Origin of the sequence: Streptococcus sp. 2022WUSS037, assembly GCF_044427225.1 — a bacterium.
Taxonomy (GTDB): domain Bacteria; phylum Bacillota; class Bacilli; order Lactobacillales; family Streptococcaceae; genus Streptococcus.
Map to the genome: position 1 here is coordinate 112097 of NZ_JAOTGJ010000002.1, position 23149 is coordinate 135245.

24 protein-coding genes and 2 pseudogenes are annotated in these 23149 nt (G+C 35.6%); 23 read left to right on the forward strand and 3 right to left on the reverse strand.

Features of this window, described 5'->3' with window-relative positions:
• Positions 1–2: 2 nt before the first annotated feature.
• The 6 genes and pseudogenes from ODU55_RS01930 (at position 3) to ODU55_RS01955 (ending at position 6689) form a co-directional block, all read left to right on the forward strand.
• Positions 3–2180 carry a CD3337/EF1877 family mobilome membrane protein gene (locus ODU55_RS01930; RefSeq protein ID WP_000804748.1) on the forward strand — a complete coding sequence of 726 codons (2178 nt, stop codon included), beginning with the start codon at positions 3–5 and terminating at the stop codon, positions 2178–2180.
• Entirely contained in the window at positions 2177–3178 is a 1002-nt protein-coding gene (locus ODU55_RS01935) for a lysozyme family protein (RefSeq protein WP_000769868.1), read from the forward strand. Before ODU55_RS01930 ends, ODU55_RS01935 begins: the two co-directional genes overlap by 4 nt.
• Positions 3175–4107, forward strand: coding sequence for a conjugal transfer protein (locus ODU55_RS01940; RefSeq protein ID WP_001224318.1), 933 nt, complete (start codon positions 3175–3177; stop codon positions 4105–4107). The genes ODU55_RS01935 and ODU55_RS01940 overlap by 4 nt, the downstream gene beginning before the upstream one ends.
• A gap of 313 nt (positions 4108–4420) precedes the next feature.
• Positions 4421–4468 (forward strand): annotated as a pseudogene (locus ODU55_RS01945) (hypothetical protein); the annotation flags it as partial.
• 15 nt (positions 4469–4483) lie between these two features.
• A complete protein-coding gene (gene tet(M), locus ODU55_RS01950; RefSeq protein WP_002324549.1) occupies positions 4484–6403 on the forward strand; it encodes a tetracycline resistance ribosomal protection protein Tet(M) in 1920 nt (639 codons plus the stop codon).
• A gap of 118 nt (positions 6404–6521) precedes the next feature.
• The gene (locus tag ODU55_RS01955; protein WP_000336323.1) at positions 6522–6689 is read left to right on the forward strand and encodes a cysteine-rich KTR domain-containing protein; all 168 of its coding nucleotides are present in this window, start codon (positions 6522–6524) and stop codon (positions 6687–6689) included.
• A gap of 59 nt (positions 6690–6748) precedes the next feature.
• Here ODU55_RS01955 and ODU55_RS01960 read toward each other — a convergent pair whose 3' ends face one another.
• Positions 6749–7102 (reverse strand): helix-turn-helix transcriptional regulator, encoded by a 354-nt coding sequence (locus ODU55_RS01960; protein WP_001227347.1) that lies wholly within the window; start codon positions 7100–7102, stop codon positions 6749–6751.
• Between the two features lie 504 nt (positions 7103–7606).
• Here ODU55_RS01960 and ODU55_RS01965 point away from each other — a divergent pair.
• Both ODU55_RS01965 and ODU55_RS01970 read left to right on the forward strand, forming a co-directional pair.
• On the forward strand, positions 7607–8029 hold the full coding sequence (locus tag ODU55_RS01965; protein ID WP_000804885.1) for a sigma-70 family RNA polymerase sigma factor: 423 nt from the start codon (positions 7607–7609) through the stop codon (positions 8027–8029).
• Positions 8026–8256, forward strand: a complete 231-nt coding sequence (locus ODU55_RS01970) for a helix-turn-helix domain-containing protein (protein WP_000857133.1) — start codon at positions 8026–8028, stop codon at positions 8254–8256. The genes ODU55_RS01965 and ODU55_RS01970 overlap by 4 nt, the downstream gene beginning before the upstream one ends.
• Positions 8257–8481: 225 nt before the next feature.
• Here the strand turns inward: ODU55_RS01970 and ODU55_RS01975 are convergent, their stop codons facing one another.
• Entirely contained in the window at positions 8482–8733 is a 252-nt protein-coding gene (locus ODU55_RS01975; protein WP_001845478.1) for a hypothetical protein, read from the reverse strand.
• Here ODU55_RS01975 and ODU55_RS01980 point away from each other — a divergent pair.
• Both ODU55_RS01980 and ODU55_RS01985 read left to right on the forward strand, forming a co-directional pair.
• A complete protein-coding gene (locus tag ODU55_RS01980; protein WP_000814511.1) occupies positions 8717–8920 on the forward strand; it encodes an excisionase in 204 nt (67 codons plus the stop codon). The two genes, ODU55_RS01975 and ODU55_RS01980, sit on opposite strands and share 17 nt — an antisense overlap.
• Positions 8921–9001: 81 nt before the next feature.
• Complete coding sequence (locus ODU55_RS01985) at positions 9002–10219, forward strand: tyrosine-type recombinase/integrase (protein WP_001291561.1); 1218 nt, start codon at positions 9002–9004, stop codon at positions 10217–10219.
• 145 nt (positions 10220–10364) lie between these two features.
• On the opposite strand, the pseudogene ODU55_RS01990 reads toward ODU55_RS01985, so the two are convergent.
• A pseudogene (locus tag ODU55_RS01990) lies at positions 10365–11237 on the reverse strand (ATP-binding protein); the annotation flags it as partial.
• 364 nt (positions 11238–11601) lie between these two features.
• Between ODU55_RS01990 and ODU55_RS01995 the strand changes: the two are divergent.
• The 13 genes from ODU55_RS01995 to ODU55_RS02055 all read left to right on the forward strand — a co-directional run bounded on the left by ODU55_RS01995 (position 11602) and on the right by ODU55_RS02055 (position 23114).
• A complete protein-coding gene (locus ODU55_RS01995; RefSeq protein WP_012775113.1) occupies positions 11602–11967 on the forward strand; it encodes an SAG1252 family conjugative relaxosome accessory protein in 366 nt (121 codons plus the stop codon).
• Positions 11967–12332, forward strand: a complete 366-nt coding sequence (locus ODU55_RS02000) for a MobC family plasmid mobilization relaxosome protein (protein ID WP_011922431.1) — start codon at positions 11967–11969, stop codon at positions 12330–12332. Before ODU55_RS01995 ends, ODU55_RS02000 begins: the two co-directional genes overlap by 1 nt.
• Entirely contained in the window at positions 12319–14184 is a 1866-nt protein-coding gene (locus ODU55_RS02005) for an SAG1250 family conjugative relaxase (RefSeq protein ID WP_398581684.1), read from the forward strand. The genes ODU55_RS02000 and ODU55_RS02005 overlap by 14 nt, the downstream gene beginning before the upstream one ends.
• 321 nt (positions 14185–14505) lie before the next feature.
• Positions 14506–14628 (forward strand): hypothetical protein, encoded by a 123-nt coding sequence (locus ODU55_RS02010; protein WP_017370910.1) that lies wholly within the window; start codon positions 14506–14508, stop codon positions 14626–14628.
• Positions 14629–14644: 16 nt separating this feature from the next.
• Complete coding sequence (locus tag ODU55_RS02015) at positions 14645–16825, forward strand: lasso peptide biosynthesis B2 protein (RefSeq protein WP_398581713.1); 2181 nt, start codon at positions 14645–14647, stop codon at positions 16823–16825.
• A 12-nt stretch (positions 16826–16837) separates the two neighbouring features.
• A complete protein-coding gene (locus ODU55_RS02020) occupies positions 16838–17554 on the forward strand; it encodes an ABC transporter ATP-binding protein (RefSeq protein WP_011922427.1) in 717 nt (238 codons plus the stop codon).
• Positions 17544–18335: an ABC transporter permease gene (locus ODU55_RS02025; protein WP_043029019.1), complete on the forward strand. Its 792-nt coding sequence runs from the start codon at positions 17544–17546 to the stop codon at positions 18333–18335. Before ODU55_RS02020 ends, ODU55_RS02025 begins: the two co-directional genes overlap by 11 nt.
• On the forward strand, positions 18332–19039 hold the full coding sequence (locus ODU55_RS02030) for an ABC transporter permease (protein WP_012775617.1): 708 nt from the start codon (positions 18332–18334) through the stop codon (positions 19037–19039). The genes ODU55_RS02025 and ODU55_RS02030 overlap by 4 nt, the downstream gene beginning before the upstream one ends.
• A 30-nt stretch (positions 19040–19069) precedes the next feature.
• Positions 19070–19753, forward strand: coding sequence for a response regulator transcription factor (locus ODU55_RS02035; RefSeq protein ID WP_012775618.1), 684 nt, complete (start codon positions 19070–19072; stop codon positions 19751–19753).
• A complete protein-coding gene (locus ODU55_RS02040; protein WP_012775619.1) occupies positions 19738–20835 on the forward strand; it encodes a sensor histidine kinase KdpD in 1098 nt (365 codons plus the stop codon). Before ODU55_RS02035 ends, ODU55_RS02040 begins: the two co-directional genes overlap by 16 nt.
• A gap of 329 nt (positions 20836–21164) precedes the next feature.
• Positions 21165–21386: a helix-turn-helix domain-containing protein gene (locus ODU55_RS02045; protein ID WP_011922422.1), complete on the forward strand. Its 222-nt coding sequence runs from the start codon at positions 21165–21167 to the stop codon at positions 21384–21386.
• A 278-nt stretch (positions 21387–21664) separates the two neighbouring features.
• The gene (locus tag ODU55_RS02050; protein ID WP_012775620.1) at positions 21665–21892 is read left to right on the forward strand and encodes a DUF3173 family protein; all 228 of its coding nucleotides are present in this window, start codon (positions 21665–21667) and stop codon (positions 21890–21892) included.
• 22 nt (positions 21893–21914) lie between these two features.
• Positions 21915–23114 carry a site-specific integrase gene (locus tag ODU55_RS02055; protein ID WP_012775621.1) on the forward strand — a complete coding sequence of 400 codons (1200 nt, stop codon included), beginning with the start codon at positions 21915–21917 and terminating at the stop codon, positions 23112–23114.
• Positions 23115–23149 lie beyond the last annotated feature (35 nt).

The following is a 23149-nucleotide window of genomic DNA, read 5'->3' on the forward strand; positions in this document are numbered from 1 at the left end:
ATGTGAAACCATCAATAGTAAACAGAATAAAATCAAACTGGACGCTGAAACGTCTAGGTAAAGTGGCAATGACAGTGGCTTTCACACTTGTGATTGCCATTTTTCTTTTAGCCATGCTGGGAACGGTGGTTCAAGCTGCGGGCTTGGTAGATGATACGGTCAATGTGGCAAATGAATACAGCCGATACCCACTTGAAAACTATCAACTGGATTTTTATGTGGATAATAGCTGGGGCTGGCTTCCGTGGAACTGGTCGGACGGGATTGGAAAACAGGTCATGTATGGACTATATGCCATTACCAATTTTATTTGGACAATCAGTTTGTATGTTTCCAATGCGACAGGTTACTTAGTACAGGAAGCCTATTCCTTAGACTTCATTTCCGCTACAGCAGATTCCATTGGTAAGAATATGCAGACCTTAGCTGGTGTGAGTGCAAACGGATTTTCAACAGAGGGTTTCTATGTTGGATTCCTCTTACTCTTGATTTTGGTTCTTGGGGTTTATGTTGCCTATACGGGACTGATAAAGAGAGAAACCACAAAGGCAATTCATGCCATTATGAATTTTGTGCTGGTGTTTATCCTATCGGCTTCCTTTATTGCCTACGCTCCCGACTACATTAAAAAAATCAATGACTTTTCATCAGACATCAGTAATGCCAGTTTATCACTTGGCACGAAGATTGTCATGCCCCATTCCGATAGTCAAGGCAAGGACAGCGTGGACTTAATCAGAGATAGCCTGTTTTCCATACAGGTTCAGCAACCGTGGCTACTGCTTCAATACAACAGTTCAGACATTGAAAGTATCGGTATTGACCGTGTGGAAAGCCTGCTCTCCACCAGCCCAGATTCCAACAATGGCGAAGACAGAGAAAAAATTGTTGCGGAAGAAATTGAAGACAGAAGCAATACCAATCTAACCATTACAAAGACCATTAACCGTTTAGGTACAGTCTTCTTCCTATTTGTCTTCAATATTGGGATTTCCATATTTGTATTCCTATTAACAGGAATCATGATTTTCTCGCAGGTACTTTTTATCATCTATGCTATGTTTCTGCCTGTGAGCTTTATTTTAAGCATGATTCCATCATTTGATGGTATGTCAAAACGAGCCATAACAAAGCTCTTTAATACCATTTTGACACGAGCTGGAATCACATTGATTATTACGACAGCATTTAGTATTTCAACCATGCTCTATACCTTATCGGCTGGTTATCCGTTCTTTTTGATTGCTTTTCTACAGATTGTGACCTTTGCAGGAATCTACTTCAAGCTGGGCGATTTAATGAGTATGTTTTCTCTACAGAGTAACGATTCTCAAAGTGTGGGAAGTCGTGTGATGAGAAAACCTCGTATGCTTATGCACGCTCACATGCACCGTCTACAGCGGAAACTTGGACGTTCCATGACTACTCTAGGGGCTGGGTCTGCCATTGTTACAGGTAAAAAAGGACAGTCGGGTTCGGGGAGTTCTGCAAGGACACAAGCAGATCACTCCCGACCAGACGGAAAGGAAAAATCAACACTTGGAAAACGTATCGGTCAAACCATCGGTACAGTAGCTGATACCAAAGACAGAATGGTAGACACTGCTAGTGGTTTGAAAGAACAGGTTAAAGATTTGCCGACCAATGCAAGATATGCAGTATATCAAGGAAAATCCAAAGTAAAAGAGAATGTCCGTGATTTAACCAGTAGTATTTCTCAAACCAAAGCGGACAGAGCCAGTGGACGCAAGGAACAGCAGGAACAAAGGCGAAAAACCATTGCGAAGCGTCGCTCTGAAATGGAACAGGTCAAACAGAAAAAACAGCCTGCTTCTTCTGTTCATGAAAGACCGACTACAAGACAAGAACAATATCATGATGAACAGACCTCAAAACAGTCTAATATTCAGACTTCATATAAGGAATCTCAACAAGCCAAACAAGAGCGTCCAGCAGTTAAGTCCGATTTTTCAAGTCCAAAAGTGGAACGCCAAGGCAATACCGTTCAAGAAAAAACCGTTCAAAAGCCAGCAACTTCAACCACTACAGCAGATAGAACTTCACAACGTCCAATCACAAAAGAACGTCCGTCTACTGTTCAAAGAGTACCACTACAAAATACAAGAAGTAGACCACCAATCAAAACCGCCACCATTAAGAAAGTCGGTAAGAAACCATGAAGTTGAAAACTTTAGTGATTGGTGGTTCTGGATTATTCTTGATGGTCTTCTCACTGCTTCTGTTTGTTGCCATTTTATTTTCAGATGAACAGGACAGCGGAATTTCCAATATTCATTATGGAGGTGTGAATGTTTCCGCAGAAGTGCTGGCTCATAAGCCTATGGTAGAAAAATATGCCAAAGAATATGGCGTTGAAGAATATGTCAACATACTTCTTGCGATTATACAGGTGGAATCGGGCGGTACTGCGGAAGATGTTATGCAGTCCTCGGAATCCCTCGGTCTTCCACCTAATTCATTGAGTACAGAAGAATCCATTAAGCAAGGTGTGAAGTATTTCAGTGAATTATTAGCCAGTAGCGAAAGGCTCAGTGTAGATTTAGAATCGGTTATCCAGTCCTACAATTATGGTGGTGGTTTCTTAGGGTATGTGGCTAATCGTGGAAATAAATATACCTTTGAACTGGCTCAAAGTTTCTCAAAAGAGTATTCAGGTGGCGAAAAAGTGTCTTACCCCAATCCCATAGCCATACCTATCAATGGGGGCTGGCGATACAACTATGGCAATATGTTTTATGTGCAACTGGTAACGCAGTATCTTGTCACAACAGAGTTTGATGATGATACGGTACAAGCCATCATGGACGAAGCACTGAAATATGAGGGCTGGCGATACGTTTACGGTGGAGCTTCCCCGACTACTTCTTTTGATTGTAGCGGACTGACACAATGGACGTATGGAAAAGCTGGAATTAACTTACCACGAACCGCACAACAGCAATATGATGTGACCCAGCATATCCCACTATCGGAAGCACAAGCTGGCGATTTGGTTTTCTTTCATTCTACCTATAACGCTGGCTCTTATATTACTCATGTTGGGATATACCTTGGCAATAACCGTATGTTTCATGCAGGCGACCCAATCGGTTATGCCGACTTAACAAGCCCCTACTGGCAACAGCATTTAGTGGGAGCAGGACGAATCAAACAATGAGAAAGGAAGATTTAATGATGAAATTTAGAAAAAATCAGAATAAAGAAAAACAGATACCAAAGGAAAAGAAACCTCGTGTCTATAAGGTCAATCCTCATAAAAAGGTTGTGATTGCCTTGTGGGTACTTTTAGGGCTTAGTTTCAGCTTTGCGATATTCAAGCACTTTACAGCTATAGATACTCATACTATTCACGAAACAACTATCATAGAAAAGGAATACGTTGATACTCATCATGTAGAAAATTTTGTAGAGAACTTTGCGAAAGTCTACTATTCATGGGAGCAATCCGATAAGTCCATTGATAATCGAATGGAAAGTCTAAAAGGCTATCTGACAGATGAACTTCAAGCTCTCAATGTTGATACAGTACGCAAAGATATTCCTGTATCGTCTTCTGTAAGAGGATTTCAGATATGGACGGTAGAGCCAACTGGCGACAATGAGTTTAATGTAACCTACAGTGTAGACCAGCTCATTACAGAGGGAGAAAATACAAAGACCGTCCACTCTGCTTATATAGTGAGTGTCTATGTAGATGGTTCTGGAAATATGGTACTGGTTAAGAATCCGACCATTACCAACATACCTAAGAAATCAAGTTATAAACCAAAAGCCATTGAAAGTGAGGGGACGGTTGATTCCATTACAACCAATGAAATCAATGAGTTTTTAACGACGTTCTTCAAGCTCTATCCTACAGCGACAGCCAGTGAACTTTCCTACTATGTGAATGACGGGATATTAAAACCAATCGGAAAAGAGTACATCTTTCAAGAACTGGTAAATCCTATTCACAATCGTAAGGATAATCAAGTCACGGTATCGCTGACAGTGGAGTATATCGACCAGCAGACCAAAGCAACGCAGGTATCTCAATTTGATTTGGTACTTGAAAAGAACGGGAGTAATTGGAAGATTATAGAATAACAAATATTGGTACATTATTACAGCTATTTTGTAATCACGTACTCTCTTTGATAAAAAATTGGAGATTCCTTGACAAATATGCTCTTACGTGCTATTATTTAAGTATCTATTTAAAAGGAGTTAATAAATATGCGGCAAGGTATTCTTAAATAAACTGTCAATTTGATAGTGGGAACAAATAATTGGATGTCCTTTTTTAGGAGGGCTTAGTTTTTTGTACCCAGTTTAAGAATACCTTTATCATGTGATTCTAAAGTATCCGGAGAATATCTGTATGCTTTGTATGCCTATGGTTATGCATAAAAATCCCAGTGATAAAAGTATTTATCACTGGGATTTTTATGCCCTTTTGGGTTTTTGAATGGAGGAAAATCACATGAAAATTATTAATATTGGAGTTTTAGCTCATGTTGATGCAGGAAAAACTACCTTAACAGAAAGCTTATTATATAACAGTGGAGCGATTACAGAATTAGGAAGCGTGGACAAAGGTACAACGAGGACGGATAATACGCTTTTAGAACGTCAGAGAGGAATTACAATTCAGACAGGAATAACCTCTTTTCAGTGGGAAAATACGAAGGTGAACATCATAGACACGCCAGGACATATGGATTTCTTAGCAGAAGTATATCGTTCATTATCAGTTTTAGATGGGGCAATTCTACTGATTTCTGCAAAAGATGGCGTACAAGCACAAACTCGTATATTATTTCATGCACTTAGGAAAATGGGGATTCCCACAATCTTTTTTATCAATAAGATTGACCAAAATGGAATTGATTTATCAACGGTTTATCAGGATATTAAAGAGAAACTTTCTATGGAAATTATAATCAAACAGAAAGTAGAGCTGCACCCTAATATGTGTGTGATGAGCTGTACGGAACCTGAGCAATGGGATGTGGTAATAGAAGGAAATGATGACCTTTTAGAGAAATATATGTCCGGTAAATCATTAGAAGCATTAGAACTCGAACAAGAGGAAATCAGAAGATTTCAGAATTGCTCCTTGTACCCTGTTTATCATGGAAGCGCAAAAAGCAACATAGGGATTGAGCAGCTTATAGAAGTGATAACGAATAAATTTTATTCATCAACATACAGAAAGAAGTCTGAACTTTGCGGAAATGTCTTCAAAATTGAATATTCGGAAGAAAGACAACGTCTTGCATATGTACGCCTTTATGGCGGAATCCTGCATTTGCGGGATTCGGTTAGAATATCGGAAAAGGAAAAAATAAAAATTACAGAAATGTATACTTCAATAAATGGTGAATTATGTAAAATTGATAAGGCTTATTCCGGGGAAATTGTTATTTTGCAAAATGAGTTTTTGAAGCTAAATAGTGTTCTTGGAGATACAAAGCTATTGCCACAGAGAGAGAGAATTGAAAATCCGCTCCCTCTGCTGCAAACAACTGTTGAACCGAGCAAACCTCAACAAAGGGAAATGTTACTTGATGCACTTTTAGAAATCTCCGACAGTGACCCGCTTCTACAATATTATGTGGATTCTACGACACATGAAATCATACTTTCTTTCTTAGGGAAAGTACAAATGGAAGTGACTTGTGCTCTATTGCAAGAAAAGTATCATGTGGAGGTAAAAATAAAAAAGCCTACAGTCATTTATATGGAAAGACCGTTAAAAAAAGCAGAGTATACCATTCACATCGAAGTGCCACCGAATCCCTTCTGGGCTTCCATTGGTCTTTCTGTAGCACCGCTTCCATTAGGGAGCGGAGTACAGTATGAGAGCTCGGTTTCTCTTGGATACTTAAATCAATCGTTTCAAAATGCAGTTATGGAAGGGATACGATATGGCTGTGAACAAGGATTGTATGGTTGGAATGTGACGGACTGTAAAATCTGTTTTAAGTATGGCTTATACTATAGCCCTGTTAGTACCCCAGCAGATTTTCGGATGCTTGCTCCTATTGTATTGGAACAAGTTTTAAAAAAAGCTGGAACAGAATTGTTAGAGCCATATCTTAGTTTTAAAATTTATGCACCACAAGAATATCTTTCACGAGCATATAACGATGCTCCTAAATATTGTGCGAACATCGTAGACACTCAACTGAAAAATAATGAGGTCATTCTTAGTGGAGAAATTCCTGCTCGGTGTATTCAAGAATATCGTAATGATTTAACTTTCTTTACAAATGGACGTAGCGTTTGTTTAACAGAGTTAAAAGGGTACTATGTTACTACTGGTGAATCTGTTTGTCAGCCCCGTCGTCCAAATAGTCGGATAGATAAAGTACGATATATGTTCAATAAAATAACTTAGTGTATTTTATGTTGTTATATAAATATGGTTTCTTGTTAAATAAGATGAAATATTTTTTAATAAAGATTTGAATTAAAGTGTAAAGGAGGAGATAGTTATTATAAACTACAAGTGGATATTGTGTCCTGTATGTGGAAATAAAACACGATTAAAGATAAGGGAAGATACTGAATTAAAAAAATTCCCCCTCTATTGTCCGAAATGCAGACAAGAAAATTTAATTGAAATAAAGCAGTTCAAAGTAACTGTGATTACAGAGCCAGACGCAAAGACGCAGAGCCGATAAAATGAGATTAATACAATCTCATTTTATCGGCTCTTTCCGTTATGTATGGATTCTTTTAATTAGTCTTCGATGTTTCTTGCTTCGTTGATACCGCTGGCTAAAGATTCCATTAAGGATAGTTCTTTGTCTGTAAAGCTATCCATGTATTTCTCTATCTGTAATCGTCGGGTGCTTTTTACCAAGTTATTAGCAGGTAAGAAAAATTCATCAACGGAAACATGAAGTAACGATACAAGGTCATAAAGAACTTGTATGCTGGGGTGTTGCCCTTTATTTTCAATATTAGTTAAGTACCGTGGGTCAATTTCAATCAATGCTCCCACTTGTTCACGAGTTAAACCTCGTTTCAATCGAGCTTCTTTAATGGCTAAACCAAAGGCTCTAAAATCATATTTATCTTCTTTTTTACGCATAGTAGACCACCTCTATACATTTTATTGTTCCTACTGAATTAAAAACAGGTATAGAAAAACGTGTTATATGGTTTATAGGTTTATATTTAATAAAAAGCACTACTAAACGCCAATAAAAAAAACCGTTATATGGTAGTGCTATTTACGCTGTTAAAATATTGTATATTACTTCCAAATGGCGGTTTGTTGGAGGTCAACGTCGCCATGAAGTACATCATATACAATAAATTTCCTTACATTGGGTTCTTGTCAAAAAAAGTCGTCTATCTGCAATAGATAAGTACGTCCACCAATGTGGTTTTATAAATCATATAGATAGAATAACAGAAGCATGTAAACAGAGAAATAAATCTGTTTATATGCTTTTTTGGCTATTCAGAACTTTTTTACAAAGTTTATTTATCAGTAATGCAACAAATCCCCCTTTCACATTGGGACTAAGAGTGAAAGGAGATAAACGAGCAAGGCTCACTTCCTTTCCTAGACAGAAAGGGGGTGAGAAACATGAAACCATCTTCTTTTCAGACCACAATAGAAAATCAGTTTGACTATATCTGTAAACGTGCTATGGAAGACGAGCGAAAGAATTATATGCTTTATCTTTCAAGGATTGCAAAGCGTGAGGTGTCCTTTTCGGATGTTGGCGATTATCTTGTTAGCCAGTTTGCGACAACAGATAACTATTCAACTGACTTTCAGATTTTTACACTCAATGGGTTATCAGTAGGCGTTGAAAATGATTTGTTGAGTGAAGCATTACGTGAGTTGCCAGACAAGAAACGTGAAATTCTACTGCTGTTTTACTTTATGGACATGAGCGATTCAGAAATTGCAGACCTGTTGAAATTGAACCGTTCTACTGTCTATCGGCATAGAACCAGTGGACTAGCCTTAATTAAAAAGTTTATGGAGGAATTTGAAGAATGAAAACACAATATCCTATGATTCCCTTTCCTCTCATTGTAAAGGCAACAGATGGCGATACCGAAGCGATTAACCAGATTCTACATCATTACAGAGGGTACATAACGAAGCGTTCCCTACGACTTATGAAAGATGAATATGGCAATCAAAGTATGGTCGTTGATGAAGTCTTACGTGGAAGAATGGAAACCAGACTGATTACAAAGATTTTGTCATTTGAAATTAAGTAATATCCTCTCTCCTTTCGTGGAAGCGTGCTAAACCATTCCACGCTTCCCGAACAGGGAGGTTTGTTATTCCACCAAAGCATATTGAGCTTTCAATGTGTTTTGATAGGCTAACGAGCCATTGTTCTTTGAAAACTGAATAAAAGTAATCGAATACGTTTCGATAAGAAAAGAGCCAACGGAACTAACCGCCATGACCTATCTTATAAAGATAGCGAGCGATTCATGTTAGTGATCCGAGAAGCAATCTTTAGCAGGATTGCCTGCAACGACATTCTTATCGTGATAATGATACTCCCATACAGTCAATAGTCCGAGCGTGATAAAACCGTCGCAGGCAATGAGTATGGCTACATGAGAACCATGCAGGGGTGGAACTCCCGTGAGCTTTGCTAAAGCTGTTCGATTGCTGGTAAAACAACTTTTATGAAATCCAAATAAGTGATTTGGAAAGGAGGATTTTATGAAGCAGACTGACATTCCTATTTGGGAACGTTATACCCTAACCATTGAAGAAGCGTCAAAATATTTTCGTATTGGCGAAAACAAGCTACGACGCTTGGCAGAGGAAAATAAAAATGCAAATTGGCTGATTATGAATGGCAATCGTATTCAGATTAAACGAAAACAATTTGAAAAAATTATAGATACATTGGACGCAATCTAGCGTCGCCAAAGGGTCTTGTATATGATAAAATAGTATTAAGTCGTATCAAGGCTCTTTCCATAAAGGAAAGGAGCAAATGCCATGTCAGAAAAAAGACGTGACAATAAAGGTCGAATCTTAAAGACTGGAGAGAGCCAACGAAAAGACGGAAGATACTTATACAAATATATAGATTCATTTGGAGAACCGCAATTTGTTTACTCGTGGAAACTTGTGGCTACAGACCGAGTACCAGCAGGAAAGCGTGATTGTATCTCACTTAGAGAGAAAATCGCAGAGTTACAGAAAGACATTCATGATGGTATTGATGTTGTAGGAAAGAAAATGACACTCTGCCAGCTTTACGCAAAACAGAACGCTCAAAGACCAAAGGTTAGAAAAAACACTGAAACTGGACGCAAATATCTTATGGATATTTTGAAGAAAGACAAGTTAGGTGTAAGAAGTATTGACAGTATTAAGCCATCAGACGCTAAAGAATGGGCTATTAGAATGAGTGAAAATGGTTATGCTTATCAAACCATCAATAACTACAAACGTTCTTTAAAGGCTTCATTCTATATTGCTATACAAGATGATTGTGTTCGGAAGAATCCATTTGACTTTCAACTGAAAGCAGTTCTTGATGATGATACTGTCCCTAAGACCGTACTAACAGAAGAACAGGAAGAAAAACTGTTAGCCTTTGCAAAAGCTGATAAAACCTACAGCAAAAATTATGATGAAATTCTGATACTCTTAAAAACAGGTCTTCGTATTTCAGAGTTTGGTGGTTTGACACTTCCAGATTTAGATTTTGAGAATCGTCTTGTCAATATAGACCATCAGCTATTGAGAGATACTGAAATTGGGTACTACATTGAAACACCAAAGACCAAAAGTGGCGAACGTCAAGTTCCTATGGTTGAAGAAGCCTATCAAGCATTTAAGCGAGTGTTAGCGAATCGAAAGAATGATAAGCGTGTTGAGATTGATGGATATAGTGATTTCCTCTTTCTTAATAGAAAGAACTATCCAAAAGTGGCAAGTGATTACAACGGCATGATGAAAGGTCTTGTTAAGAAATACAATAAGTATAACGAGGATAAATTGCCACACATCACTCCACATAGTTTGCGACATACATTCTGTACCAACTATGCAAATGCAGGAATGAATCCAAAGGCATTACAGTACATTATGGGACATGCTAATATAGCCATGACGCTGAACTATTACGCACATGCAACATTCGATTCTGCAATGGCAGAAATGAAACGCTTGAATAAAGAGAAGCAACAGGAGCGTCTTGTTGCTTAGTAGTACAAATGAATTTACTACTTATTTACCACTTCTGACAGCTAAGACATGAGGAAATATGCAAAGAAACGTGAAGTATCTTCCTACAGTAAAAATACTCGAAAGCACATAGAATAAGGCTTTACGAGCATTTAAGAAAATATAAAAAGATAATTAGAAATTTATACTTTGTTTTGTATAAACAGTGGTAATAAATAGTGTCAGAATAACCACATTCAAAACTTTCTAAATCAGGGGAGGGCACTAGACAATTTCCCTGATCTAAATATAAAGCCCTAAAGTCGATAATTGTAAGGTGTCGATAACGAAGTTGTACTAATTGCCAATCAACATTGGTTTGGTATTGATTTAAACTATAAGGCATAGTTTTGAAACGATTTGCATCATCGTCGGTAAGTTTAATATAAAAATCGGGATTAGGATTATAAATAAAAAATCTTCCGTCTTCATTTTCAATGAAGAACCAATTTTTATAGTCTTTTAAAACATGAAAATACTGCTCTTTGATATTTAAGTCGGTATGATTAAACTTTTGAAACAACTTATTTATTAACTCAAAAGGAGCAGAGGAGTCTTTAGGAGTATTTATAGAGCCATTTCTAGCATATATTAATCCTTTTGGTAATGCAGTATCTTTCTTAGGCTTATAATCTTTTGTTAAAAATACAGGAACTTTATCAGTATCATGAATAATTAAGATGTCAATTTCTTTGTTGTCTATAGTTTCAGTTTGTATGCTAATTTTAATTTGATTATTTGTTGATATAAAGAGTTTATGTAGTAAATCTGTTAGATCTTCTTCATTTCTTCTATTATCATCATTGTTTAAACCGATTATATCTAAAGTGATATTATCAATTCCAAAGATGATATAACAATCTTCGTGATGTGATGTATTAACAAAATTCAAGATGTCACGAACTAATTCAGACTTTGAATGATGCCATTTTTGTTTGAAATCATGAAGCTCATCTTCAGGAGTATTAAGTAGTAAATCTAATTGTTCTATATTCAGCATGACTATTTCTCCAAATATTCAGTTTACAGGAATTGTATCATAGAATTTAAGAAAGTCAATTATAACTGTATTAGTTGTGATACCTTTTCCAAATCTTCCTTGTTATCCTAATATCATTCTTAAGAAAATAAAGACTTGATTTTCTACTGGGGGTTTGGGGGCGGGGCCACCAAATTATCTTATCGTTAGCTGTCAAAACTGGAGAGTTTTAGTCAGCTGGCGATATGATTTTTGGGATATTGTGGACACAATATCTGAGCTCGCAAAAGCCGAAAAGGGACACCTTGAGGCTTTTCTAGGGCGTACTGACAGTGTGAGGCAGCCTGACATTGTTAGACAAGCAGAATGGAAGGGAAGTGTTAAGATGAGTCAAGACTTAAAGCTAATTCGTAAGCAGTTTCGAGTGACTAAGCAGGAAGAAATATTGCTAAAAGAGATGATGAAAGAGCAAGGTTCGGAGACTTTTTCAGATTTTCTCCGCCAAAACTTGTTACAAAAAGACCGCCAAAAAGACATTTTGGAGACCTGGTCTTCTCTATGGCAGTCTCAAAAATTGGAAGAAATCAGCCGAGACATTCATCAAGTGACTGTCCTTGCGGAGGAATACCAACAAGTCACCTCTGAACATCTACGCATTATTTTGACCTGTGTGCTGGAACTGATGGCAGAAGTCGAGAAGTCTATCCCGCTCAGTCCAGACTTTCGTGAGAAGTATATAGGAGGTCGCTAATGGATTATCGCTACCGCACTAACCTCAAAAAAGTGTTTTTGACAGATAGGGAACTGGCTCAGCTTAATGACTGTATTTCGCAAAGCAGATGTAAAACTTTTTCAGAGTATGCCAGAAAAGTCTTACTTGATCCGAACAGAAATTTTATCACAATTGACACGACCACTTATCAGGATTTGGTCTTTGAGCTGCGGCGGATAGGCAACAACGTCAACCAGATTGCCCGTGTCATTAACCAGACTCATCTGATTTCTATGGAGCAGCTTCAAGGCTTAGGTCAAGGGATGGCAGAGCTGGTATCGGAAGTGGAGAAAGATTTTCAAATCAAGGCTGAACAGCTAAGGGATTTCTATGGTCATCACTAAGCATTATGCCACACATAGTCGAAAGTATCGAAAGAACCTAATTCGCTACATTCTCAACCCAGAAAAGACAGCCCAGCTCAAATTGGTTTCAGATTTTGGCATGAGTAATTACCTGGATTTTCCCAGTTATGAGGAAATGGTCAAGATGTATCAGGCCAATTTTTTGAATAATGACGGCTTGTACGATTCTAGAAATGACAGACAAGAAAAACGCCAACAGAAAATTCATGCCCACCACCTCATTCAATCCTTTTCGCCTGACGATAAGTTAACACTTGAAGAGATCAATCGGATTGGTTATGAGACTGTCAAAGAACTTACTGGCGGAAATTTTCGTTTTATCGTTGCAACCCATATTGACCAGTCACACATTCATAATCACATCTTAATCAATTCTGTTGACCTTCAATCTGATAAAAAGCTCAAGTGGAACTATGCCTTGGAACGAAATCTTCGTATGATTTCAGACCGCATTTCCAAAGAGGCTGGTGCAAAAATTATCACGAATCGCTATTCACATCAGCAGTACGACGTTTATCGCAAGACCAATCATAAGTTTGAACTCAAGCAACGCCTGTATTTTTTGATGGAACAGTCCAAGGATTTTGAGGACTTTTTGAAAAAAGCAGAGCAGCTGCATTTGACTATTGACTTCTCAAGCAAGCATACTACCTTTTTGATGACGGATAGAGATCAGGTCAAACCCATTCGCGGGCGACAGCTTAATCGCAGGGAACCTTATGATGAGAGCTATTTCCGACAAGCATTTGCCAAGGGTGCCATTGAGCAACGATTACATTTTTTATTGCCTAGAGTGAAAACTTTACAAGAATTATTGGAAATGGCAGAGGAACTTGGACTATTTATTCAACTCAAACAGAAAAATGTGACCTTTACCCTTACGGAAAATGACCAGAAAATTTCTCTAGGACATCAACAAGTGAGCAAGAAAAAGCTTTATGATGTCTCTTTCTTCCAAGATTATTTTTCAGAACGGTCAGATACTGACATTGAGCTGAGTGATAATATCAAGGAAGATTTTGAAATATTTCTCGCAGAGCAAGCGGAGAAGTTATCAACAGTAGAAAGTATCGTCTCAGACTATGAAACGTTCTCCGAAAATCGTAAGGCTGTTCATGAGTTTGAGGTGGAGCTTGCCCCGCATCAGGTTGACAAAGAAGTTGAGGGTGGCATTTTCATCAAGGTAGCCTTTGGTGTGAAAAAAGAGGGCTTGATATTTATTCCCAATTATCAGCTGGATGAGATTGAGAAAGAGGAGGAAAAGAGGTTTAAGATTTTCCTTCGAGAAATCACGTCTTATTTTATCTACAATAAGGAAAGTTCGGATAAGAACCGCTATATGAAAGGGCGTGACTTGATTCGTCAGCTGACACAAGACAACAAAAGCTTGCCTTATCGTAGGCGACCAAATCTAAAAGAGTTACAGGAGAAAATCACTGAAGTCAATCTCTTGATTGAACTCAATGTTACAAATCGAGCTTATACGGACATTAAAGATGAGTTGGTGGCGGAAATTGCGACGTACGATGTTAGCATGTCAGAACTCAACGAAAAAACCGCCACCTTAAATAAGATAGCAGAAGTCTTAGTCAATCTCAAAAGTCACGATATAGAACGTAGGCGATTGGCACGTTATGAATTTTCCAAACTCAATCTGACAGAAAGTGTAACTTTGGAGCAAATCGAACGAGAGATTTCTAACACTCAAGACCAACTCAGTAAGTTACTTGACAACTATGAAGAATCCGTCAGAAAACTGGAAACCTTTGTGGCGGTGTTGAATAGAACAGCTCCTAGAACAAGAAAGGATTATGATAAGGAACTATACTAAAAAAACACTCAGTTGAAATACTGAGTGTTAATCATTTATCAGGTTTGATATGAGAGTATCTAGATTGTCAGGGCTATGAATTTCGAAACTTTGGAGATTTTCCTTACCAGTTGGAGCTTGTCGATGTCGATGGTTAAACCGAACAAGAATAGTGCCATAACTTTATCATTTTTATTTTGAAATTATCCTTGATTTAAGCTCGCTTAAATCAGTAATTGTTTATAAATTTGATTTTTCTGAAAAAAATCTGAATAATCTTTGCTACTATTTAAATGGTCAAACAGTCTGGACTATTCAATATTGACTTAGAAAGGAAAGTATATGAATTATACGAAGCCAGTTATAGAAAAAATTTCTACTTTTAAAAATGGTACAGCAGGATTAGTTGCAGGTAGCTTCAGAGATATATTTGGTGGCAGGGCTTTATTTTTAATTAGAATATAATCCATTACCCAGATATATTCATTACAGATTACTAGCGCAAATAGCTTTACTAATCTCTTATCCGCTTACAAAGCTCTCGCCTACAAGAATTGAATTTTTGATTAATAAATTAAGTGACTCAAAATTATCCGCCACAGTAAATGAAGTTGTATTAGCTCGTGATGCAATATGTACTGTAAGCCGTAAGTGTAGGAATCAAGATGGATGCGTAAAAAGATCATTAGGAGTAATAATGTTCTTACTTCTTTTAAAGAAACGTGCAAGTTGGTGTACTGGATTTGCTATGAACCCCTTTAGATCTCATGCATTGGTGGAAGTCAATGGAAATCCGATTAAAGAGCTAGAAGAAGTATCATCGTATGAAAGAGTTGTGAAAACTCTAGATGATAAAAATGAAGAGCGTAAACATATGATAACTGAAGATATAGAAAAAGTAAATGATACTATGACTAATGTAAAATTCCGTGATTTACTTGCCTTGATAGAAAATAAAGGAAAATATTTTTTAATCGTTTTATGTTTGGGAATACTTACGTCCATTTTAACGTTATTACAGCCAGAACTTTTGTCTAAAGTAATCTCTCAAAAGGGAGTAAATTTATTCAATAATTCCACTATGTATACGCTTATTGCTATTACCGTGGGTACAACTATTATTTCCAGTTTGCAATATTATTTCTTACAATTAATGGGAGAAAGTGCAGTATTTCAATCAAGAAAAAATTTAATTATTCAATTTCTTAAACTTCCTATTTATAAATATAATGATCTGTCAGCAGGAGACCTAATTAGTCGATTTAGCAGTGATACAAGTAAGCTAAGAGCGGGAATCATTCAATCAACCGTTGCTCTGACGAGTGGATTGTTCTTGAGTTTAGGTGCGATATTTACATTATTTCTAAAGGATACATATCTTGCAATAATTACAATTATTTCCATATCTTTATCATTCCTATTTATTTTATTGATGAGTAGTTTGATTCAAACAGCAAGTTATAAAGCTCATCAGGGTTTGGGGAAAATGACAGCATACTTAAATAGGCTAATCGTAGGAATTAGAACAATTCGATCGACAAATGAAACGAATTCAGAATTATCTAAAATGTTATCTGAGGCACAAGAAGTAAAAAACTTGGGAATTGGAGTTGCAAGAGTGCAATCAATAATGACACCGATATCAAATTTTAGCTTGCAGTTGTGTGGGATAATTATTTTGGGAGTCGGAGGATACCGTGTTTCTACTGGGCAAATGTCTATTGCAAGTCTAACTTCTTTTATGCTATTAATGTATATCGCTATTTCACCAGTAGGACAAATATTTTCATCGGTCACAACTATTTCAGAAGCTTTAGGAGCTTTAGGTAGAATTACTGAAATTATTGATCTTCCAAAAGAAGAAGATAATGATATCATTTTAAATCTAGAAACTAAGTCGGATAGAAGCAAAGCAATTGAATTTGCGAATGTAACTTTTTCATATGATTCTTACAAATTTCAGGATATTCAATCGGATGATAATTATATATTAAAGGACATTACTTTCGAAATAAATAGTGGAGATTACGTCAGTATTGTCGGTCCGTCTGGTGCGGGGAAAAGCACACTTCTTTATCTCATCGAAAGATTCTATGATATTACTAGTGGTAGTATAAAGGTATTTGGACAAGATTTCCGAACAATGAGTCGCGAGACTTTACGTTCTAATATTTCTTATGTTGAGCAAAACTCACCATTAGTAGCTGGTACAATTTTAGAAAATCTAAAAATGGGTAATACTAATGTAACATATGATGAATGTTGTGACGCTTTAAAAAAAGTTGGTTTAGAGCATTTGATTCAAAGAGGTGCATCTGGGGTTGAGAGTCAAATTGGTGAAGGAGGTTTCAATTTATCAGGAGGAGAAAGACAGAGATTGGCAATGGCAAGAGCAATACTTTCTGATGCAAAGATACTCTTGCTGGATGAGTTAACTTCGAATCTAGATAGTCTTAGTGAGAAGAAGATGAAGGAAGCAATCAAAAATATGAGAGGTGAGAGAACCATAATAATGGTTGCTCATAGATTATCTACAATTTTAGATTCAGATGAAATCTTTGTTTTGGAACACGGAAGACTTGTAGGAAGTGGGACTCATGTGGAGCTATTGGAATCTGTTCCATTATATAAAGAGTTGGCTAAAGAACAATTTTTAGTATAGGAGTATCGTATTATGACAAATAAGATTGAAATAAGAGATGTAACAAAAACTTATAAAGATGGAGATATATTAAAGAATGTATCCTTTACAGCTGAAGAGGGGGAAGTCACTGCCTTTTTGGGACCGAATGGTGCTGGAAAAAGTTCGACGTTACGAATACTTTTGGGTCTGGATAGGCCATCTTCAGGCACTGCTTTAATAGGAGGTAAGAAATATTGTGATTTTGAACGTCCTCTTTTAACTGTAGGAGCTTCTTTCGATGGTGTGGGGGCTCCCAATGATCGAACAGTTTTTCAACATTTGAAAATTGCTGCTGCTAGTAATGGAATAGATTTATCCAGAATATCAGAGGTATTATCCATTACTGATATTGAACATAAAAGATATTCAAAAATAGGAAACCTTTCATTAGGAGAGGGGCAGAGGTTAGGTATTGCAACAGCGCTGTTGGGAAAACCTCAGTACCTGATTTTAGATGAACCTACAAATGGTCTAGATCCTAGTGGAATTAGATGGTTTAGAAATTTTATTAGAGAACAAGCAAGTGCTGGTAAGACAGTATTGTTATCATCACATATACTTTCAGAAGTAGAGGCGGTAACTGATAAGGTTGTTTTTATTAATAAAGGAAGCATCATAGCTTCGGGTACACTTAATAATATAATGAACGGATTTGATAATCTAGAAGATGTTTTCTTTCATTTAACAGGGGGTGACTATGATGAGTAGTATAAAAAGCTATAATATTTTGTCAGAGCTATATAAAATTTTTTATAGCAGATCAACCCAAATAGTTTTACCAATTGTTTTTATTCTTCAGCCGTTATTGTCTTATATCAGTTCCAAACAAATTTTAACAGTTGGATTGAATGCAACACCCGAAACTAATAGTAGTTTAGCAGAACCAATACCTCCAATTGAGTATATTGGTTTTGATGCAATACTATTGGGCTTGTTTGCTATGATAATTTTAGGAGCAATTCTTGGAAATATGGAATATAAAAATAGTTCTTTACGTACCAGCTTGCTATTATGTTCAAATAAGGTTGTATTCTTTGTAATAAAATTTATTGTTACATGTGTATTTATTTTTGTTGTGTCATTTGTCTCAATCTATTTATCTATTGTAAGTGCACAGTTTGGTTTAGGAAGAGAGGGGTTGAACCCTTTGTTACTGAATAAGAATGTGTGGTATTTTATATTATTGGGATCACTGTCGTGGTCGCTACTAACGGTATTATCCTATTCAATTGCTTTTTATTTTAAATCTTCACTTGGAGCATTATTATTTTTACTACCACAAGTCTATAATTTAGGTAGTTTTCTTGCTGACAGAATTCAGCTAGCCAAGTATTTACCAGTATCTTTAGGGCAAGATTTAATTGCAACGTCTCCTTTGAAAATCACAACACCAGGACGCAGTGTTTTATTTCTGAGTATTTGGGTGCTAGTAATTAGTAGCTTTGCATATTACAAATTTTTGAAGGAAGATGTAGGTAATGTTAGATGAATTCTTTTAGAAGTGAGTATTTAAAGTTCATTTATAATAAATGGCTATTATTGACTGTACTAGCAACTATAATTTTAGTACCTTTATTTGTTATTTTTTTACATGAAACTCCAAGTTATATAACCGAGAATTATGCTTTAACACAAATCTTAGAAAGCTTCTATCTTGGACAAGCTGGGATTATTATTATTACAATACTATTTATAGGGCAAGAATTTAACGATTCAACTTTAAGAAGCAGTTTATTAGCTAACCCAATACGATGGAAATTCTTTTTTATAAAATTAATAGTTATATTATCAATATCTGTATTAGTTTGGAGTCTAGTTACCGTCTGTACTATTTTTGTGGTATATATTTTTTATAGTCTATTAATTCCCGGATTTATTTATACCATTGCAGTAAGAATAATGCTGGTATCAATTGGTTTAATATTAATATGTTTTAGTTTAGTTCTTATAACAAGGAGTATAGTTGTTCCAATGGGGATATCCTTGTCTTTCTTGTTGGGGTTAGGCCAAATGCTTCTGCAATTCAGCGATGCCTTTCTCTACTTCCCGATTATCTCTACCATGAATTCATTTTTTACGACTGAAAATCAACCTTATCTACCTTCTACAATAGGTATTGCAATTCAATTTTTATGGGGGATTTTGCTGTTGTCTTTCTCTATTTTGCTGTTTAGGAAGAGAATAGTACGATAAAAATTTTGTATTTTGTGATATTATTTAATTATGAAAGAAAAAAAAATATATCAAATATTAGCGATTGATGACGATGAAAGTATTCTTCGTTTGATAAAGAATTCTTTAGAACGCTCAGAGTTTGAAGTTACGACAAGGAAAGAAGTAGGTAACATAGATATTTGTTCATTTGTTGGCTTTGATTTAATTTTACTAGATATTATGATGTCTATTGATGGTTTAGAAATTTGTAAATCCATTCGAGAACAAATTGATGTACCGATAATTTTTGTAACAGCCAAGCAATTGGATAGCGATTTGGCTAGAGGGGTAAAGGCTGGTGCGGACGATTATATAAAAAAACCATTTAGTATTACAGAATTAGTTGCTCGCGTTAGAATGCATATCCAAAGGGAGGAGAGAAATCGTAAAAATAATAAAGAGATATGCACAAAGAAAATGATAATTAATGCCAGCAAGCAAGAAATCTTGATTGAAGAAGAGATCATATCATTGACAAAGCGAGAATTTACAATTTTGTATACTTTAGCAAGCAACCCGAAGAGAGTATATTCCGTAGAGGAACTCTATGAAAGAATATACCCGTCGGAGTCAGAGGCACAATTTCGTTCTATTGCTGAGTATATTTATCAAATTCGGTCAAAATTAAAACCCTTTTCAATTAATCCAATCAAGACACAGTGGGGAGGCGGATATAGTTGGAACGAAAACTAGATTTTAAGACTTTGGTCAAAAAAACGCAGTGGACGATTATTAAACAATTTTGTTTGAGTGTGATTGTAGCATATATTTTCCCCATATCGACTATTTCTATTGATATTCATTCAGAAACTCAGTCAATCGCTAGTGATTTGTTAGGAATATTCTTTAATGTTTTTTCATGGGTTTATATTTGTATATCTTTGATTATTATAGTTTCTGTTAATATTAAAGCCTTGTTGAAACGAGTAAAGCAAGAAATGGAGATTGTCTATCATGGTAGTATGTGGCTGACCTCAGTAAACACATCATCTAAATTAACGATTCTCGAATTCATAGAAACTAACAAACATATTGAACTAATGCAGCAAAGAATAAAAAATATGATTCAGGTAGAGAAAGACCAAAAGGAGGATATTCTCTTTAAGGTTTCAGCGATGGCACATGACTTAAAAACGCCTTTGACTGTAATCAAAGGAAACTCGGAATTGTTGCAATTTGCACCTTTATCTGGTATTGATGTCCAGTGTCTTAGGGACATTGAAAGAGCAAGCAACCAATTAGATAACTATTTTAATCAGTTGATTAATTACTCTAAAACTTTTTACTCTAATCAGATTTCCTTTCATCAGTATAGTATCAGTAATTTATCAAAAATACTGGAACAAGAGTGTGCATACCTTATTGGAGATAGCATAGATTACAAATATGAAACTAAGATAGGGCGAGACTGTAATATTGAATTAGATTTAGATTTAATTATCCGTTCAGTATCAAATATTGTCAATAATGCAATAGCTTATGCAGATGATGTTAAAAAGAAAATCAGAGTTATCTTGGAGTTAGAAGATAGTAGTATTTCCTTAAGTATTTGGAATAATGGTTCCAAATTTTCGGACGATGTTTTAGAAAATTTTGGAAAATTATTTTATCGAGAAGATACTAGTAGAAATTCACAGTTTGAACATTTTGGAATAGGTTTGGCATTTGTAAAACAAGTAATGAGCATTCATTCTGGTGATATACAACTCCAAAATAAGAAAAATGGGGCTATGGTTAAATTAATCATTCCGATAAAAAATAGTGACTGTACCTAGTCTTGGATATCGTAATTTTGAATACTATGAAGTTCAGAAAGTAAGTATATTGATAAAAATTATTTCAAAATCTCAACAATTAGCACTCATACCTGATTTATTCACATTTGAATATATTAGATAGGGTGCTATTAAAATAATATTATTTTTGACGAGTGTATGAAATTATTGTTCAAAATGATTTTTCTCTTATTGTGATTTGGATTATGGAGATATGGCTTAATTAGTAAATATGAAATAGTAATGTCTATATCAAAAACTTATGCCAATTTGGAATAAAAACTAAGATTCGTTCAGAACTTGACTATAATTTTCTTAGGAGTGAACGAATGTATAGGCGCATTAGGGATCTGAGAGAGGATTGTGATTATTCGCAAGAGTATCTTGCACGATATTTATCATGTAGTCAGTCAGCTTATTCTAAGATTGAGTCTGGCAAACGTCAGATTCCTGTTGATTTCTTGATAAAAATCTCAGAATTATATCAAGTGAGTACGGATTATTTACTTGGACTTACAGACACACCCTACCGCCTAAAAAATAAAAAATAGTCCCTCCTGATTTGTTCATTGACAATTGAATAATTCTGGGTGGGACTTTATTTATTTGTTGAGCAATAGAATATAATGCGCCAGGAAATGAGCGAAAATCATTTATTCAAAAATAGGATGGTAACCTATCTGCCATGACACAAATAATGATAATGATACTTTTGAACGTTCAGGCTGCCATCGTAAAAGGACAGCGGGTGAAATTCCTATGATTGAACTAACCATTCAAATCCCATCTAGCGTGTAAAAAAACTTAGTGATTTGAAGGAGGAAAGTGTATGAGAACTGCTACATATAAAGATTTAATGAACTTAGGATTTCCTGAACATACCTCTAGAGACATTATTCGTGAAGCTAAAAGAATTGCTGTAAAAAAGTTTGAAGAAGCTCGCAAAGTTGACAATAATGCGGTACAATTAAGTAAATCGCCCTTTGACAATCGAAGACTAGGTATCGCACCAGCAGAAATTGTGGAACAATTAATAGGGATTCCACTATCTAAATAACATTTAGAAAGTGAGAATCCAAATGGCAACAAAAAGTAGTAAAAAATACAAAGGTGTTTATTGTGATAATAAGGGAAAGATATTTTATCAGATTGATCTTGGAATCGACCCAGTAACTGGCAAAAGGGTACAAAAGAAAGCTAGAAAAAATCAATATGGTAAAACTTTTGAAACGATGAAAGAAGCATATGACGAATTAGTTCGTATAAAATATGAATTTGCCAACAAAGTCAGTTTAGAAAATTACAATATGACTTTTGAAAACTATATGAACACAATTTATTTAAAAGCATATAAGCAAAAAGTTCAGTCTGTGACATATAAGACGGCTCTTCCTCATCATAAACTTTTTATTCAATATTTTGGTTCAAAGCCATTAAAAGCAATAACTCCTAGAGATTGCGAGGCTTTTAGATTGCATATCATAGAAAATTATTCTGAAAACTATGCGAAAAATTTATGGTCAAGGTTTAAAGCTTGTATGGGTTATGCAGAAAGACTTGGCTATATTTCAGATATGCCTTGTAAAGCATTAGATAATCCTAGAGGTAAGCATCCAAAAACTCCATTTTGGACCTATGCGGAGTTTCAGACATTTATCAAATCATTTGACTTACATGATTATGAAGAATTACAACGATTTACTGCCATCTGGTTATATTATATGACAGGTGTACGAGTGAGTGAAGGTTTATCTTTATGTTGGGAGGATATTGATTTTGATAAAAAATTTCTAAAGGTACATACAACCTTGGAGAAAGATGAAAATGGAAATTGGTATCGTAAAGACCAAACAAAGACTCCAGCAGGTGAACGACTTATTGAATTGGATGATATAACTATTGAAGTGCTTCAAGTTTGGCGAAAAAATCAGTTTGCAAATCAAGATACAGATTTTATCATTTCAAGATTTGGAGATCCTTTTTGTAAATCAACTATTTGTCGTATCATCAAACGTAAAGCGCAGCAAGTAGGAGTGCCTGTTATAACAGGGAAAGGTCTTAGACATAGTCATGCTTCTTATCTAATAAATGTTTTGAAAAAAGATATTTTATATGTAGCAAGACGAATGGGGCATGCTGATAAATCAACAACTTTGAACACATATAGTCATTGGTTTAATGCTTTAGATAAAACAGTTTCTGAAGAAATCACACAAAATATTAAAAGTGCAGGGTTGGATTCAATTTTATGCCAAAATTCCTGCCAAACTTCAAATTAAGAACTCAAACCCCTTGATACTGCACATTTAACAGG

What these genes read in the sequence shown, in the direction of transcription:
- ODU55_RS01935 (WP_000769868.1), top strand. Translation starts at nt 2,177, where the DNA reads ATGAAGTTGAAAACTTTAGTGATTGGTGGTTCTGGATTATTCTTGATG.
- ODU55_RS01940 (WP_001224318.1), top strand. Translation starts at nt 3,175, where the DNA reads ATGAGAAAGGAAGATTTAATGATGAAATTTAGAAAAAATCAGAATAAA.
- ODU55_RS01960 (WP_001227347.1), bottom strand. Translation starts at nt 7,102, where the DNA reads ATGCGTAAAAAAGAAGATAAATATGATTTTAGAGCCTTTGGTTTAGCC.
- ODU55_RS01965 (WP_000804885.1), top strand. Translation starts at nt 7,607, where the DNA reads ATGAAACCATCTTCTTTTCAGACCACAATAGAAAATCAGTTTGACTAT.
- ODU55_RS01970 (WP_000857133.1), top strand. Translation starts at nt 8,026, where the DNA reads ATGAAAACACAATATCCTATGATTCCCTTTCCTCTCATTGTAAAGGCA.
- ODU55_RS01980 (WP_000814511.1), top strand. Translation starts at nt 8,717, where the DNA reads ATGAAGCAGACTGACATTCCTATTTGGGAACGTTATACCCTAACCATT.
- ODU55_RS01975 (WP_001845478.1), bottom strand. Translation starts at nt 8,733, where the DNA reads ATGTCAGTCTGCTTCATAAAATCCTCCTTTCCAAATCACTTATTTGGA.
- ODU55_RS01985 (WP_001291561.1), top strand. Translation starts at nt 9,002, where the DNA reads ATGTCAGAAAAAAGACGTGACAATAAAGGTCGAATCTTAAAGACTGGA.
- ODU55_RS01995 (WP_012775113.1), top strand. Translation starts at nt 11,602, where the DNA reads ATGAGTCAAGACTTAAAGCTAATTCGTAAGCAGTTTCGAGTGACTAAG.
- ODU55_RS02000 (WP_011922431.1), top strand. Translation starts at nt 11,967, where the DNA reads ATGGATTATCGCTACCGCACTAACCTCAAAAAAGTGTTTTTGACAGAT.
- ODU55_RS02005 (WP_398581684.1), top strand. Translation starts at nt 12,319, where the DNA reads ATGGTCATCACTAAGCATTATGCCACACATAGTCGAAAGTATCGAAAG.
- ODU55_RS02010 (WP_017370910.1), top strand. Translation starts at nt 14,506, where the DNA reads ATGAATTATACGAAGCCAGTTATAGAAAAAATTTCTACTTTTAAAAAT.
- ODU55_RS02020 (WP_011922427.1), top strand. Translation starts at nt 16,838, where the DNA reads ATGACAAATAAGATTGAAATAAGAGATGTAACAAAAACTTATAAAGAT.
- ODU55_RS02025 (WP_043029019.1), top strand. Translation starts at nt 17,544, where the DNA reads ATGATGAGTAGTATAAAAAGCTATAATATTTTGTCAGAGCTATATAAA.
- ODU55_RS02030 (WP_012775617.1), top strand. Translation starts at nt 18,332, where the DNA reads ATGAATTCTTTTAGAAGTGAGTATTTAAAGTTCATTTATAATAAATGG.
- ODU55_RS02035 (WP_012775618.1), top strand. Translation starts at nt 19,070, where the DNA reads ATGAAAGAAAAAAAAATATATCAAATATTAGCGATTGATGACGATGAA.
- ODU55_RS02045 (WP_011922422.1), top strand. Translation starts at nt 21,165, where the DNA reads ATGTATAGGCGCATTAGGGATCTGAGAGAGGATTGTGATTATTCGCAA.
- ODU55_RS02050 (WP_012775620.1), top strand. Translation starts at nt 21,665, where the DNA reads ATGAGAACTGCTACATATAAAGATTTAATGAACTTAGGATTTCCTGAA.
- ODU55_RS02055 (WP_012775621.1), top strand. Translation starts at nt 21,915, where the DNA reads ATGGCAACAAAAAGTAGTAAAAAATACAAAGGTGTTTATTGTGATAAT.